Below are 14,016 nucleotides of genomic sequence, written 5' to 3'. Positions count from 1 at the left end.
TGCCCCCAGGCAGACGCCCTTGATCTTGATCTAGATCTGAAAGAAACCTAACCCATCCGCTCCTGCACCAGCGCATTACGAATAATCACCAGCATCGACTCAATATTCTGATCCCAATCCACCGTCCCGCTGATCCGCAAACACTGCTGATGCAACCCCCGCACACTGAACAACTCCCCCGGCGCCACCACAATCCGCTGCTCCAGCAACCGATTGAACACCCGCGCCGTATCCACCCGATGCACACTCTCCAGCCAGATCGACGCCCCACCCCGAGGACGCACAAACTGCACCTCATCCCCCAGATAAGCCTCCACCCCGCTCGCCAACTCACCGACCCGCTGCTCAAGACAACCACGCAACTCCCCCATATGCCGATCGAACTGCCCCGACGCATACAACCGCGCAATCGCCTTCTGCCGAACCGGCGGCAAACGAAACGAACGCAACACCCACTGCTGATGCAACAGCGCCCGCGAATGCCGGCTCAACAGATACCCGAACGGCGCCTCCAGCCCGATCATCTTGTCGAACGCACCCAACACCAACAGCCGCTGCGGATCGATCAAATCCCGGAACGGCGAACGGCCGTCCTCGAAACACAGGGCGCCATGGGTATCGTTCTCCAGCACCCACACCCCCTGCAGGTTCAGCACCTCCGCCATCCGCGCACGCTGGGCGCAAGGCATCATCTGTCCGCGAACCGCGTCCATCTGCGACGACACGATCGCCATCTTCACGTCTTCCCGCTGGATTACTGCGCCCAGTTCATCGACGTCGATCCCCCCTTGCGCATCGGTGCAGATTTCAATCACCCGAATCCCGTACGTCTGCAGCGTGCGCAGGATGCTCCAGCCGCACGGCGACTCCACCAGCACGGCGCCGTCGCGCAGTTGCAGCGCTTCGATCACGGTCTTCAGGACGCCGGTCTTGTCCGGCCCGATGAACACGTTGTCCGGGTGCCAGCAATGCTCGGTGGACGAGGTGTAGTGGCCGGCCAATGCCGTGCGCAATTCGACATCGCCGAAGGGTTGAAAACGCGGGTCGGGCTGGCAGGGATAGTGACGCACCAGGTCGCGCTCAACGCTCAGCAACGCGCCGTGAAGCGACATCAGCAGCGTCGGCTCATCGGCGCCAAAGACAAACATGTCCGGGCGCCGGGCGCTGGCATGAAACCGCGTGAACACGTCATCGCCTTCCAACGGGATGTCGTTGCAGGGGTTGGGCAGCGCGAAATAGCCGGATTTGGGCACAGAGCAGATTCGCCCTTCTTTTTCGAGAAGGCTGTAGGCGTTTTGCACCGTGGAAATCGACACCCGCAGCCGTCGTGCCAACAGCCGCAACGAGGGCAAGCGCACAGCCGGCCCGGCGGACAGTTCGTTGGTCAGCCTTAGCAGGTAGCGGTAAACCATCTGAAAGGCAAAGTCGGTCTTGTTGTTATTCATCGAACACCCCATCCATGCGTCAGGCGCAGGGTCATTGAGAAAGAGCCCCGTTGACGGCCCGAGGCTCAGCGCATCACGTCGCGTCAGTTCACAGGCCAGCCATCAGCGCCCTGAAATCAGTTCCGTGGTCTGGGCGCCGGTGTGCGGATCGACCGTCGCCACCCGGCGTTTGTCGGGATCGCTGGCGCGTATTCGGGCGATGATCGAACGGTCGTCGTTGAAGTCCACGTGGCGCTTGGCGTAAAGCGATTGCAGCCCCTTCAGGCTCAGGCCGCTGACGTCCACCAGCCAGTGCGGCACCAGGTCCGGGGCCAGCTGACCGGCGAGCGTCTTGTGCAGATCGCTGAGCCCCACCAGCATGCCGGGGTGATAGCGACGCAGGAAATCCTCGAGCCGCGCGCCGGCGTCTACAAAGGGTGAGAACAGCAGGCAGACCCATTGGGTTTCACCCAGGCCAAAAGCCTCCTGACCGTAGCCTTCGGCAAGCTGACGGCGATCGGCGATTTTTTCCGGGCTGTCGTAGGCTGCCAGCGCCTGGGCGATCAATCGGGCAGGCATGCGTTTACGGCGCATCATGGCCGCCGCCAGCTCCAGGTACTCGGCGATGCCTTCGCTGTATGCCCGCCCTTCAATGAATTCGGCCTTGAGCCCGCGCAGGTGGGCCATCAGCAGCGGGTTGGCGCAGTCGGACTCGCTGAAGCTGAACGCCAGGTCATCAAACCGGAAGCCCAGAAAGTCAGTGAGCAGCCCCCAGTGTTCCTCCGTGCGGAAGCCGATCAGGTCTGCGGCGGTCAGCAAGGTCGGGGCGATGGTTCGGTTCGGGTAGACCGGTGGCCGGCTATAGCCCGACGCTTCGGCTGACTCGCCGTACAGTTCCTCGTAATAAGCGCGACCGACACTGTCGATGACGCTCAACGCACCGCTGAAACCCAAGGTGTGCCAGGGCTCGATTTGCCGCCCGCCATGGCGCGCCAAACGCATGATCCAGGTCGCGTATTGCTTCTGCTCCTTGAGCGAGTCGCCGCTGATCACCGCATTGACGCCGTCACCCCAGCTGGCGGCGCGGACCACGAAATCCGCCATGCCCAGATAACAGCTGTTGCAGAAAGTGGTCCGCGCATCGCCAGCCGTCAGGTGCCCGCCCAGCAGCAGGTCGGAGCGGTTCTGCTCACGACCCGCTGTCGAGAAGGGCAAATCGGGCTCGAAAATCTGCACGTACTGATGATCGATTACCAGCAGCTCGACCCTCGGGTCGTCGTGCAGAAACAGCGCGGAATAACAGCGGTCGATGTTGCCCATGACCGCCGAGGTAATGCCCGCATGGCGCATATTGGCCACCCGCAGCCTGAACGTTGCCGGCCCCCGTGCGGCGATGGTCAGTTGAGCAGCACGCAACATGGCCACGGTATAGGCGCTGTCCTTGCCGCCGCTGAACGCCACCAGCACTTTATAGCCGCCGATCCTGTCAATCCCGCCTGCGGCGACGATCAACCGCTGGATCAACAACTGCAACGCGGTTCGTTCGTTGCGATTCAAATAACCCGAGAGGCGCTGCAGCACTTGCTGATAGACGTAATTCATGGCTTGTTCGTGCATTGAACTCATGGTTTCAATACCCGACTGATCAGCCTGGCGACACTATTCGCTATAAGAAGCTTGATACCCACGCATGAGGCTGGCCCAACAGTGATGGGCGCGGCGGATCGATTATCAGGCAAAGCAGAGGGCGGCAGGTCAACAAGCATCGACTCGTTCCTTGAGCATTTAATTATTGAAACTATTATCGACCCATGCGGAACAATTACAAGCCAGTCATCACCGACACGCGCAGGTTCTCTTTTCGACAAACCAGGATCGGAATTAAACAGGGTTGTTTAAATCAGTGTTTATTAGAACGACAATGCAGCGTTTCAACTGCGTTAAAAGTTTTATCAACGTCACACACTTCGCGGGGTGATCAATAACTTAAACACCCAATAAACAAAAAAGCCTTCCATAACATTCAGGAAGGCTTGAGTGATACCACATGACCAGTGACTGACAGGGCGGATACGTTCAAACCGGTCTCCGACACCTCAATCCCGACGCCAGGTCAAGCGTCGAGCATTCAATGAGCGCGATGGTCTGCACTCAGGATGGATCGACCTCAACCACCACGCGACCGCCCACTGGGCAACCGTCCATCAAACGGTGGGCTTCGACCAATTGATCGAAGGGAAACACTTTGGTGATCTGCGGAACCAGCATGCCATCAGCCGTCATCTGGTTGATGTCGCGCAATGCACGCTTGATCGCCTCTTCGTCCTGCTTGATGCCCAGCTCCGGCTTGCCGGTGAAGTTGCCCACACAGTGCACGAAGAACTGGATGTTCTTCTGAAACGCTGCACACGCCGGGAACGGCGTCTGGTTGCCGCCTTGCAGGCCATAGAGAATCAGACTGCCACGTGGCGCCAGCACATCACCCAGAATCGACATCTGCGGGCCACCCAAACCGTCGAGGACGATGTCTACGCCGCGGTTGTCGGTGTAGCGGTTAATCGTCAGAAGCAAATCCTCTTCTTCGGTCACGATCACCTTGTCCGCACCCATTTTCAGCAGGTATTCGCGGCACGCGTCGGTCTTGGTCGCCGCGATCACCTTGATGCCGAGCGCCTTGCCCAGTTGCAGGAACGCAGGGCCCGCGCAATGGCCGGCATCGGTGACCAGCGCCGTTTGCCCGGGTTTTGCCCGCGCCAGTTCAACGAAAGCAAAGTACGCCACCAGCATCGGCGTGTAGTGAACGGCCGCCTGGTTGGGCGTCAGCACGTCCGGGTAGAGGGTCACTGAGGTACGAGGCAGCAGAATCAGCTCGCCGTAAACCGGGTGCACGTTAGGGTCTGCCGAAGGGAAGCTGGCGACCTTGTCACCCACCTTCAGGTCGGTGACGCCATCGCCGATGGCAGTAATGACGCCCGCCATCTCGGAACCCAGACCCGCCGGCAGGCGAGCCTGAGATGAAGCCAGATTTTGCCGCCACAGCACGTCGTACCAGGTGACGCCGATCGCCTGGACGCGCACTTGCACCTCACCGGGTGCAGGCAACGCGACCGGCAGCTCTTCTACTTTGAGCACCTCGGCCGGACCGAACTGATGAAAACGGATCGTGCGGGACATTTCGAACCTCGCCTTATGAACCTTGATGCCATGAACTCTATCCGGGCGCCGCCGGTAACACTATCAGTGGCTATTAATAGTCGACATGCCTGCCATCGATTCTGATGGTGCAGGCGGCCGCCGAATCTGCAGCGGCCGTCCCGGGCCTGCAGGGCGCACATTGTTGGGTGCTCACCGCGACATTGCAACCCAGAGGTCAAATATCGATGAATCCCGTGCTCCAGGCCGGCTGCGACGAATTGGGCCACAAAGGGCCAGTACGTAGGGATTGGTGTGTTTTCACGCGCCAAGGTTTCATCGGCAGCCATCGGCGAGCGTGACGGGAAGCGCATTTACAGCGACGCAGGAAAATTCAACAATGCAGACAATCGGTATTTACCCGTAATATCCCTGCCTGAGCTGAACACGTGGCGCGCGTCTGGGCCGCCAATGTATCGACCAATGTCCCCGAGACCCCCGTCATGAATCGCAACGACCTGCGTCGCGTCGACCTCAATCTGCTCATCGTTTTCGAAACACTGATGCATGAACGCAGCGTCACCCGCGCTGCCGAGAAGCTGTTCCTCGGTCAGCCGGCGATCAGTGCGGCGCTGTCGCGACTGCGCGGGCTGTTTGACGATCCGCTGTTCGTGCGCACCGGCCGCAGCATGGAGCCCACCGCGCGGGCCATCGAGATCTTTGGCCTGCTGTCCCCTGCCCTGGACTCCATTTCCACCGCCGTCAGCCGCGCCGCCGACTTCGATCCGGCCACCAGCACGGCGGTGTTCCGCATCGGCCTGTCCGATGAAGTCGAGTTCGCCCTGCTGCCCTCACTGCTGAAGCGCCTGCGCTCGGAGTCGCCGGGGATCGTGCTGGTGGTGCGTCGCACCAACTACATCCTCATGCCGGCGCTGTTGTCTTCCGGCGAAATCTCCATCGGCGTCAGCTACACCGACGATCTCCCCGCCAACGCCAAGCGCAAAGTGCTGCGCCGCAGCAAACCCAAACTGCTGCGCGCCGACACCATGCCGGGGCCGATCACCCTGGACGACTTCTGCGCCCGCCCCCACGCACTGGTGTCCTTCGCCGGCGACCTGGGCGGCTTTATCGACGAGCATCTGGAAAAAATCGGTCGCAAACGCCACGTCGTGCTGGCAGTGCCGCAGTTCAACGGGCTGGCCACGCTGATTGCCGGGACCGACATCGTTGCGACCGTGCCGGATTACGCTGCCGCCGTGCTGACGGCTGCCGGGGGTGTGCGTTCGGAAGAGTTGCCGATCGAATCGCGTACGTTTGAGCTGCACATGGCCTGGCGCGGCTCGCAGGACAACGACCCGGGGGAAAGATGGTTGCGGTCGCGGATTCAGATGTTTTTTGGGGATCCCGATAGCTTGTAATGGATGGCCCTTGCACATTTATTGAAGAACAACGCCAACAATGAAACATCAGGCCCCCTACTACGCGCTGCTTACTGTGATGCTTTCACTGTTCTGCCAACCCGTCCTGGCATCATCGTGGCAAATCTGCAGGATGGAGTTGCGTATTACTGATGTCGTGACAAAACCATTTCCACAGTTGCAGGCCGAGATCCTGAAAGTGAGCGCCAAGACGGCCACTGTTATCTGCCCGGAGCAAGGGACGACTTTCATGTTTACGCCGGAAACTTCGGACTATCAGGCTGTGCTTCCACGCCGAAGCTGGCCTAAAAAAGGACAAGTAGTGCGCGTTGATTACCGATACCTGGATGGCACCTGTAAAGGCGACGGTAATAGTTACCCTTGCCGCATCAAGCACTACTCGCTGCCGAGGCAATGAACGTTAATCTCCCATCCCAGCGCCAATCCGCCGGGTTCCACTTCACCGAGCTGAAGCTTTCATCGTCCTCATCGGGATAGTCTTCGCTGAGCGCTTGCAGGCTGTTTGCGGCAAAGCCGGGCAGCGACAGAACCGCCTCCTCTTCCCGATAGCTGGCATGAAACGCTGCGGCGTACAGCGGGCTGACACCTTCATCGAGGCGTTTTTGCAATGTATGTCTGGCGGCGTCGAACAGCGCCTGTTCCAGGGCTTTCTGATTCATCGTTTGGGTCCTTGCTGATAAATGAGTTCGGCCTAGCAGGTCGAGCATGCCTTCAAGGGTGCTTTCCAGAAGGGTCAATTCGATGTGTGTGCCATCGCCATATTCGGCGGTGCGCCGCGCGCATTCGATGATCACCGTGAGTCCCAGACGCCCCCGGTGGCCCGGGTATTTGCGCAATTTGAGTTCAACCCGGGTCGGGCTTAGCCAAGTGCTGCGGTCTGCCGACCACAGACGATCCTCGAAGCCAAACACCACGCTCCCGTTTTGGGTATCGATGATCTGCGGCGGTAACAGCCAATGCGTGTTGCCTGCTTCCCACGGGATCGCCTGGACTTGATAGCGACCGTCGGGAGACAAAGACAGTATTTCGATGTCGCTCATGGGTGTGCTCCTGCAACGGGCGTTGGGCTGGGTCTTGTGAACAGCAAAGCGACCCGCTACTACCAGTCGCCCCGCCACTGTTCGAGAAACTCGGTGTCTCGGGATAAACCGACTCTTTCGCCCAATTGGTGACTACGAACGCGACCCTGACTACGGGCAAATGGCACTGGTGGTCGCAGAGCAGAATGTTCTCGATACTTGCTGGAGCAGGCGGCAGCAACCCATTAGGCAGCGCCGGCCACCCTTGTGTTAATCGCATTACTGGCTTTCCCCCATAGGCTTTGATTGTTGCCTAGCCTGATGGGTGGTTTGATACGCGTGATGGAACAGCCCGACGTGAGACCCTGTGAAAACTTACAGCATTCGGGAAGTGCTGCAGAATATCGCACACATGCCTGACAACTGGTTCTACCTGCCAGCGACTGAATGGACACTGGATACCCACGGTGCGTTCTCACTGAACAGTCGGGATTTCGCTCCCGACTCCACCGACTACCTGCCCCCGCAGGTGATCGGTGAGGGTTGGGTGTCGACACTGGATAAGGCCATGATTGAGGATGTGATCTTCAACGCCGACCAGCAATTGCCTCACGCATCGCTGGAGTGCTACCTAAAAGCCTTTGAGTATTTTTACCGAAACGATGCGTTCGTGGAATTTCACTCAGACCCCCGCTGATGCCCAATGATCGTTAGCCATAACCCCGCGACGAGAAACTCATGTCCACTTTGAATATCGAGCAGTTTCAACGAGATGTCCTCAACGCGTCCATGGGCGCCATTGAACAGTTTCGAGCGGACTTTCCGAACACTCAGGTCTGTGGATTCGCGCTGTATTCCGACGCCGATGCACGAACACTCGCACCCTCTTTCAACACTCAAGACCATCTAACCCGTGTCGAAGCTGAATATCCGGATGAGGGGCAATACTTCAAGTGGTCTCCTGCCGAATGGAGCCACGAAGCCTACGGTGGGGAATTTTTTAACGATCTGTCGAAAATGCTCTGGAACATGGCTGACGCGACCACCGAAATCAATTTCTTGGCGCATCGCAGGCATATATTTGAGCAATGCGTAATCGCCCTGAAAAAGCTGACGACGACGTTCGACACTGCCATTTATGTATTTTCGGTTTCTGACTTTGAATGCGGGGAAGACGAGATTGCCTGGGTAACCGCTCTCAACACTCCAGACCAGGCCGACGAGTTCAGGACATGGATGGAGTAAGCCTCCAGCTGGAAACGCGAATAGCTGGATATTCATCAACAAACGGGGGCACTTCGAGGTTGTATATCGACTTCAATCCAGCGCCAGGGGGCAAGGTGGGTCAGATCATGCGCTTTGTGCATGAGCCGGATAGCTATGAAGTGATTGCGCCGAGCTTCGATTACTACCTGCAACAGCTAATTGATGACGATTACGCGTTCATTCGTCCATAGCCCTGAAGCCGGCTTACTGCCAGGGAAATGAGCGGTGGGTCACTCGCCGCAACGGAACCGAAAGTGCGGAGAAGCGCGCTTCGATCTGCAAGCACCGATCGCCGTTCATGCGCTCTCCCAGGCACAAGGGCAACGCCCGACAAGCCTGCAACGCACTGGCAATGTTGATCTCAAGGACAGCGCTGACCTCCCGCGCCGCGACACCCAACTGGTCAGGCGAGCATTCAGCAAGAAACAGGTCGTACTCGGCGTATAACTCGCGCGCCAAACCGGGTTCTGCTGCCTTTGGGTCATCACCGCCGGGCACCTCCAGGAAGGCATCTTGTTCAGAGTAATGCTCAAGGGCGATAGCGTAGTCCTCCAGGCTAGAGTGCGGCTGCTGTCGCTTCTGTACACACAACACGTCCGCAAAACTAGCCGCTTCCAGGCATGACGAAAGCTCGAATCTGTCGCCAAAGTCCAACACACGACGCTCATCATCTTCATCAATATTCGACACCAGGTAAAACCGGCTCTCCAGCAACGCTGAGTCCCCTTGAACGTAGACCCAGGCGTATCGCTGCCATAGGGCTCGATCATCAGAGCATGCAGCAATAGCCTCTACTGTCTCGCGGAACGAATTAAGCTTGAACATCCTGCCAACTCTCCTTGCATGTCACTGTAGTGCCCAAACAGATCAACCCGGCTCGTGGCTTGAAACTGGAGAGGCCGGCATCTGCCCATTCTATGATTGGTATTGCGTCTCCAAATGGAAGGATACTTTCAACCCATCAAATTATCATTTTCGCGTACCGCCCCGTTCTGGCTAACATTTTCGGACGCTTATTGGGAGTTTCGAAAGCAGATCTCATCAGCCAGCCCGTCCGCCCACAGGCAGCCCGGCGTCACCGCCCGCCTCGCCCCAAAACGCCTCTCCCGCCTGACTCAGTTGCGCCTTTGGCCGGGTCAGGTGAATTTCCAGCGGAATATCCCAGCTTTCATCCAGCGCTCTCACCAATCGCCCTTCCAGCACTTCCTGCTCGGTGAGGCTTTTCGGCAACCACGCCACCCCTTTGCTTTCCAGGGCCATGGACATGAGCACCGCTGCAAGGTGGCTGCTGAATAGGGGCTTGAGGTGAAGGTAATCTTCCTTGCCCCGCAGTCGGTGCGCGACGATACGCCCCAGCCCGGATTCATGGGTGTAAGCCAGATACGGCAAGGCCCCGGGCGCGGTACCGAAGCGGGTTGACGTGCTCGCCAGCGGCACCAGCACGTCCTCGCCCACCTTCTTGCTGATGAACTGATCCGGCGCCAGCAGTGGCGGCACGTCGGGGTGGCGGTGGCAGAGCAGAAACTGCACCTGGCCATGGATCAGCATCTGCTCGCACACGGCCATGCTGTCGGAGTGCAGCTGCACGGCCTCGATGAGCGCGCCGTTTTCCGAGCTTCGCAGCCACTTGGGAAAGAAGGTGAACGACAGCGAATGGGTGGCCGCGAATTTAAGTGACCGCGCTGCCATCCCGGCCACTTCCTGGGCCTCGTTGCGCATCCGGTACAGGTGCCGGGCGGCCTCCTGAGCACTGGGCAAAATCTGCCGACCGGCTTCTGTCAGCGTCGCGCCCTGGGGTGTGCGCACAAACAGCTCCACCCCCATCCAGTTTTCCAGCGAGCGAACCCTGCGGCTAAACGCCGGCTGGGTAACGTGCCGTGCTTCGGCGGCACGGACAAAGCTGCCGTACTCCGCCAGCGCTGAAAGATCTTCGAGCCAGACGAGTTCCACGGGGCCATGCCTCCTGTGCATAGGGTGCGGCATTAATAGCATTGGGCGGGTGGCGTCGCAAAGCCTAACGTGGCGCCACGAACAGCAAGAGGAACCCGCCATGCGCATCGTCGACATCCGTGAGAAAACCGTCTCCATCGCCTCGCCCATCGCCAACGCCTACATCGATTTTTCCAAGATGACCTGCTCGGTCGTTGCGGTGATCACCGATGTGATTCGCGACGGTAAACCCGTCATCGGCTACGGATTCAATTCCAACGGTCGCTATGGCCAGGGCGCGCTGATGCGTGATCGCTTTCTGGCGCGCATCACCGAAGCGGACCCCGACACCCTTGTCGATCACGAAAACAATAATCTGGACCCGTTCGCCATCTGGAAAGCCCTGATGACCAACGAAAAGCCAGGCGGCCACGGTGAGCGTTCGGTCGCCGTGGGCACCATTGACATGGCGGTCTGGGACGCGGTCGCCAAGATCGAAGGCAAACCGCTCTATCGCCTGCTGGCTGACCGTTACCGTAACGGCGTGGCCGATGACAAAGTCTGGGTCTATGCAGCGGGCGGCTATTACTACCCCGGCAAGGACCAGACCAAGCTCAAGGCAGAGATGCAGAGCTATCTGGATCGCGGTTATGACGTCGTCAAAATGAAGATTGGCGCGGTGCCACTGGACGAAGACATCCGCCGAATCGAAGCGGTGCTGGAGGTGGTGGGTGACGGGCGCCGGCTGGCGGTTGACGCCAACGGCCGTTTCGATCTGGAAACCGGCATTGCTTACGCCGAGGCCATCAAGCCGTACAACCTCTTCTGGTACGAAGAAGTCGGTGACCCGCTGGATTACGCACTCCAGGCCGAGCTCACCAATCACTACGAATTGCCCATGGCGACCGGTGAAAACCTGTTCTCCCATCAGGACGCGCGTAACCTGCTGCGCCACGGCGGCATGCGCCCTGATCGCGACTTTGTGCAGTTCGACTGCGCGTTGTCCTACGGACTGGTGGAATACATGCGCACCCTGAAAGTAATGGAAGACATGGGCTGGTCGTCACGCCGCGTGGTGCCACACGGTGGTCACCAGATGTCCTTGAACATCGCCGCGGGCCTGCACTTGGGCGGCAACGAGTCGTACCCGGACGTGTTCCAGCCCTTCGGCGGTTTCGCCGACGGGATCAAGGTGGAAAACAGCTATGTCGGGCTGCCGGATATTCCTGGCGTTGGCTTTGAAGCGAAGTCCGCCTTGTACGCCGTGATGCGCGAGTTGGGTGAAGGCTGATTGGCGATGGTGTCGGTAGTCGGCAGTTGGGATGCACTCGCGAGACCTCGGCGCACCGGGCGGGATGAGACCGGGTCATGCTTGCTCTAAAAGGAGTTATGACAGCAGCGACAGTGACCGCAGCAACTCATGCAATCCCTCCGGGACCAGCACGCCGTCGTGGCTCAACCTGGTGCTGTCGAGCCACACGGCGGTGAATCTTTCACCGTTACTCTCTTGCCCTTCCAGGCCGTTTTGTTCATAGACTTCAGGGTCGATGAATTCGGCGTCGTACACTTGAACCGCTTCATGGCCGGGGTTACCGAGGTAGGTGAACAGGCTTTCCAGGGTGCCGAGTAGCCGGACGTTACGGATCGGAAGGTTCAGCTCTTCGCGGATTTCCCGGACGATGGCGTCGGCACTCCTCTCACCGAATTCGATGCCGCCACCCAGAGGACGGAACAATGTTTGCTGCTTCACCGGATCGGGAAACGCGTTGACGAGAATCTTGCCTTGGTGATGGAAGACGCAGATGGCGATGTTGCGAATACGAGGTGGCGACATGGTGTTTCCAGTGTGTGAATGCTGAACTCGGATGCAGGACCGGGTTTAGCCCGGAAGGCGTAAGGCGTCACACCGCTAATCATGTGGCGTTCAAACCGGCCTCTTCCCGGCTGAAGCCGGTCCCACTGGATCGCCGCGTGTATTTAGTAGGACCGGCTTCAGCCGGGAAAGCGCCAGACGTCACGCCGGAAAGCTGATGTCGAGTGGAGCATTTATCAGCGCAATAGCGCGACGTTTTCTTCCATCCGTGCCCGAAGCATCGCAAGGGTTGCCGGGGTGATCAGACCCGGACTGGTCTGTTCGGCGATCGCTGCGAACCGACTCGCCACATCACAAATCCGGTCAATCACCTCGCCTGCTTTTTCCGCCGACACTTCGGCCTCCTCAGCAAGCCGGAGCATCGCCTTTCGATCAATCGCCAGCGCCTCTCCCAGCACGTCCATCTGGTGATAACCGCCCGGCCCCTCGCAGAAGGTCACGTCGTAGGCCGGCGCCAGCGTCCAGGTGCCGGACGCCGACATGAGGTAGGCAAAATTCTTCGGATGATCGTCGCGGTTGTTGAACGCAACGTTGAACACGGCACGCTCGAAGGCGATGGCTTTCTCGCGGACGTCGTTGGTGCAAAGGTGGGTTGCGCGCAGGAAATTGACGTAGTCAAGCGACCCCGGCGAGGTGTAGTCCGCGCCGGTGAACGCGGCGAGGCTCTGCATCGGCACGCGTTTGCCCTGGATCCGGTCGAAGCGTCGGCTGGCGAACGCCGCCAGGCCATTGGGCAGCACGAAATGCTGGGTGTCGGGCGTCTTGATGCCACACAAACGCAGGCACTGGGCATAGACCATCTCGATGGCGCAGACCTCGGGGTGTTCGCCTTTGGCCGGAAACTTGATCAGCCAAGCCTCATAACCCGCCGTCGCCGCAGTGGTGAAGGCGCCTGTTTCGGGATCCCGGTAGACCAGCGCCTTGGGTCGAGCGCCCTGGGGCGAGCCGCCAACCCGCATCAGCGTGTGCAGAAATTCCCCGCCGTCGCCCTGGACCACCTCCTGAATCTCGGCGGCCAGCAACTCGATGGGGACATGGCCTTGCGGCTCCAATCCCTCGGGCGCGACAGGCTCGAAAGACATCGCGCCCATGGCCGTGTTGCCTATGTAGGCCAGCCGCTCCAGCGGTCCGATGCGCGCCGCATTAAGGTGGCGACGCCTGAACAACCGGTCCATCAGCAGCATGCCCCAGCCATCCGGCAACGCGTCATAGACCGGCCCCGGCAGACCCAGTTGGTGAGCGGCGAAGCCACGGCGCAGGCTCGGGCCCTTCAGCGGCAGCGTATAACCAGACAGTTCCAGACCTCTGGACCGCGCCTCGTCGCTGTACTCGAAGACAATCTGCGGGCGCCCGCTGATGGCGGTGGTCGATGCTAACGTGCCCCACAGCCAGCGCTCGTCCCAGCCGTTGTAATACACCTCGACCTGCTCAAGCATCGCCCGACTTCCTCTTTATACGCTGACGGTTGGCAGCGTCTTCGTAGCGGCGGATGTCATCCAGACTGTCGAGCCGTGGCATGAACAGCCCTTCCAGCTCCTTGGTTCGCCCGAGGACCATGGCCACCCGGACCAGATTTTCGAAGCTGACGTTGCGCCCGGCTTCGAGATTGGAAACGGTATTGACGCCCACCCCCGCGCGACTGGCCACGTCAGCCTGGGTCATCTCCAGCGCGAGGCGCTCCGCGCGCAGTCGGGCGCAGAGTCGACGGACGATTTCATCGGGCTTGCTGAAGCTTAAATCCAACATGAGGGGGCGTAGTCTGTCTGCCATTGATGCGCGCAAGTATGGGCCAGCCCAAGGTTAGGCTCAACACTTATAAATCCATTTTAGCGGGGATTATCCGCGATTAACGCTTATAGGACCCAACATAATGGATTTATCTTAAAGCCCTTCAGGACAGTGCGGCAGACCGATTGCAGACCTTTTATTACGCC

The 14,016-nt window shown here is 59.4% G+C and carries 14 protein-coding genes; 5 read left to right on the top strand and 9 right to left on the bottom strand.

What is annotated here, in order from left to right; translation table 11 throughout:
- Window positions 1-47: 47 nt before the first annotated feature.
- The 3 genes from L4G42_RS04330 to L4G42_RS04320 form a co-directional block, all read right to left on the bottom strand.
- The gene (locus tag L4G42_RS04330; protein WP_237259546.1) at window positions 48-1,445 is read right to left on the bottom strand and encodes an aminotransferase-like domain-containing protein; all 1,398 of its coding nucleotides are present in this window, start codon (window positions 1,443-1,445) and stop codon (window positions 48-50) included.
- Between the two features lie 102 nt (window positions 1,446-1,547).
- Window positions 1,548-3,050 carry a hypothetical protein gene (locus L4G42_RS04325; protein ID WP_237252697.1) on the bottom strand — a complete coding sequence of 501 codons (1,503 nt, stop codon included), beginning with the start codon at window positions 3,048-3,050 and terminating at the stop codon, window positions 1,548-1,550.
- A 525-nt stretch (window positions 3,051-3,575) separates the two neighbouring features.
- The gene (locus L4G42_RS04320) at window positions 3,576-4,598 is read right to left on the bottom strand and encodes a zinc-dependent alcohol dehydrogenase family protein (protein WP_237252695.1); all 1,023 of its coding nucleotides are present in this window, start codon (window positions 4,596-4,598) and stop codon (window positions 3,576-3,578) included.
- 461 nt (window positions 4,599-5,059) lie between these two features.
- Between L4G42_RS04320 and L4G42_RS04315 the strand changes: the two genes are divergently transcribed.
- Window positions 5,060-5,974 carry a LysR family transcriptional regulator gene (locus L4G42_RS04315; protein WP_192173641.1) on the top strand — a complete coding sequence of 305 codons (915 nt, stop codon included), beginning with the start codon at window positions 5,060-5,062 and terminating at the stop codon, window positions 5,972-5,974.
- 40 nt (window positions 5,975-6,014) lie between these two features.
- On the top strand, window positions 6,015-6,392 hold the full coding sequence (locus L4G42_RS04310) for a hypothetical protein (protein WP_237252693.1): 378 nt from the start codon (window positions 6,015-6,017) through the stop codon (window positions 6,390-6,392).
- Here the strand turns inward: L4G42_RS04310 and L4G42_RS04305 are convergent.
- Window positions 6,364-7,035, bottom strand: coding sequence for a DUF4303 domain-containing protein (locus L4G42_RS04305; RefSeq protein ID WP_237259547.1), 672 nt, complete (start codon window positions 7,033-7,035; stop codon window positions 6,364-6,366). The genes L4G42_RS04310 and L4G42_RS04305 overlap by 29 nt on opposite strands.
- A 346-nt stretch (window positions 7,036-7,381) precedes the next feature.
- On the opposite strand from L4G42_RS04305, the gene L4G42_RS04300 reads away from it, so the two are divergent.
- Entirely contained in the window at window positions 7,382-7,711 is a 330-nt protein-coding gene (locus tag L4G42_RS04300) for a DUF7716 domain-containing protein (RefSeq protein ID WP_237252690.1), read from the top strand.
- Window positions 7,712-7,752: 41 nt separating this feature from the next.
- Window positions 7,753-8,259: a DUF4303 domain-containing protein gene (locus tag L4G42_RS04295; RefSeq protein WP_237252688.1), complete on the top strand. Its 507-nt coding sequence runs from the start codon at window positions 7,753-7,755 to the stop codon at window positions 8,257-8,259.
- Window positions 8,260-8,484: 225 nt separating this feature from the next.
- Here L4G42_RS04295 and L4G42_RS04290 read toward each other — a convergent pair whose 3' ends face one another.
- Both L4G42_RS04290 and L4G42_RS04285 read right to left on the bottom strand, forming a co-directional pair.
- The gene (locus L4G42_RS04290; RefSeq protein ID WP_237252687.1) at window positions 8,485-9,105 is read right to left on the bottom strand and encodes a DUF7716 domain-containing protein; all 621 of its coding nucleotides are present in this window, start codon (window positions 9,103-9,105) and stop codon (window positions 8,485-8,487) included.
- A 216-nt stretch (window positions 9,106-9,321) separates the two neighbouring features.
- The gene (locus L4G42_RS04285) at window positions 9,322-10,230 is read right to left on the bottom strand and encodes a LysR family transcriptional regulator (RefSeq protein WP_237252685.1); all 909 of its coding nucleotides are present in this window, start codon (window positions 10,228-10,230) and stop codon (window positions 9,322-9,324) included.
- Between the two features lie 100 nt (window positions 10,231-10,330).
- Here L4G42_RS04285 and L4G42_RS04280 point away from each other — a divergent pair, with 100 nt between their 5' ends.
- Window positions 10,331-11,500 (top strand): mandelate racemase/muconate lactonizing enzyme family protein, encoded by a 1,170-nt coding sequence (locus L4G42_RS04280; protein ID WP_237252684.1) that lies wholly within the window; start codon window positions 10,331-10,333, stop codon window positions 11,498-11,500.
- A 96-nt stretch (window positions 11,501-11,596) separates the two neighbouring features.
- Here L4G42_RS04280 and L4G42_RS04275 read toward each other — a convergent pair whose 3' ends face one another.
- From L4G42_RS04275 to L4G42_RS04265, 3 genes are all read right to left on the bottom strand, one after another.
- The gene (locus L4G42_RS04275; protein WP_237252682.1) at window positions 11,597-12,043 is read right to left on the bottom strand and encodes an NUDIX hydrolase; all 447 of its coding nucleotides are present in this window, start codon (window positions 12,041-12,043) and stop codon (window positions 11,597-11,599) included.
- Window positions 12,044-12,258: 215 nt separating this feature from the next.
- A complete protein-coding gene (locus L4G42_RS04270; RefSeq protein ID WP_237252681.1) occupies window positions 12,259-13,518 on the bottom strand; it encodes a type II toxin-antitoxin system HipA family toxin in 1,260 nt (419 codons plus the stop codon).
- Window positions 13,511-13,828 (bottom strand): helix-turn-helix domain-containing protein, encoded by a 318-nt coding sequence (locus L4G42_RS04265; RefSeq protein WP_237252679.1) that lies wholly within the window; start codon window positions 13,826-13,828, stop codon window positions 13,511-13,513. The genes L4G42_RS04270 and L4G42_RS04265 overlap by 8 nt, the downstream gene beginning before the upstream one ends.
- Window positions 13,829-14,016 lie beyond the last annotated feature (188 nt).

The organism is Pseudomonas petrae, assembly GCF_021728295.1.
In the GTDB taxonomy this organism is placed as follows: Bacteria; Pseudomonadota; Gammaproteobacteria; order Pseudomonadales; family Pseudomonadaceae; genus Aquipseudomonas; species Aquipseudomonas petrae.
Note: the sequence above shows the minus strand (reverse complement) of the source record. Positions and strands in the feature narration are given on the sequence as shown.

Bases quoted from the DNA above. Each gene is read 5' to 3' on its own strand.
- L4G42_RS04325 (WP_237252697.1), bottom strand. From the start codon at position 3,050: ATGAGTTCAATGCACGAACAAGCCATGAATTACGTCTATCAGCAAGTG.
- L4G42_RS04265 (WP_237252679.1), bottom strand. From the start codon at position 13,828: ATGTTGGATTTAAGCTTCAGCAAGCCCGATGAAATCGTCCGTCGACTC.
- L4G42_RS04305 (WP_237259547.1), bottom strand. From the start codon at position 7,035: ATGAGCGACATCGAAATACTGTCTTTGTCTCCCGACGGTCGCTATCAA.
- L4G42_RS04270 (WP_237252681.1), bottom strand. From the start codon at position 13,518: ATGCTTGAGCAGGTCGAGGTGTATTACAACGGCTGGGACGAGCGCTGG.
- L4G42_RS04320 (WP_237252695.1), bottom strand. From the start codon at position 4,598: ATGTCCCGCACGATCCGTTTTCATCAGTTCGGTCCGGCCGAGGTGCTC.
- L4G42_RS04295 (WP_237252688.1), top strand. From the start codon at position 7,753: ATGTCCACTTTGAATATCGAGCAGTTTCAACGAGATGTCCTCAACGCG.
- L4G42_RS04330 (WP_237259546.1), bottom strand. From the start codon at position 1,445: ATGAATAACAACAAGACCGACTTTGCCTTTCAGATGGTTTACCGCTAC.
- L4G42_RS04315 (WP_192173641.1), top strand. From the start codon at position 5,060: ATGAATCGCAACGACCTGCGTCGCGTCGACCTCAATCTGCTCATCGTT.
- L4G42_RS04280 (WP_237252684.1), top strand. From the start codon at position 10,331: ATGCGCATCGTCGACATCCGTGAGAAAACCGTCTCCATCGCCTCGCCC.
- L4G42_RS04310 (WP_237252693.1), top strand. From the start codon at position 6,015: ATGAAACATCAGGCCCCCTACTACGCGCTGCTTACTGTGATGCTTTCA.
- L4G42_RS04275 (WP_237252682.1), bottom strand. From the start codon at position 12,043: ATGTCGCCACCTCGTATTCGCAACATCGCCATCTGCGTCTTCCATCAC.
- L4G42_RS04290 (WP_237252687.1), bottom strand. From the start codon at position 9,105: ATGTTCAAGCTTAATTCGTTCCGCGAGACAGTAGAGGCTATTGCTGCA.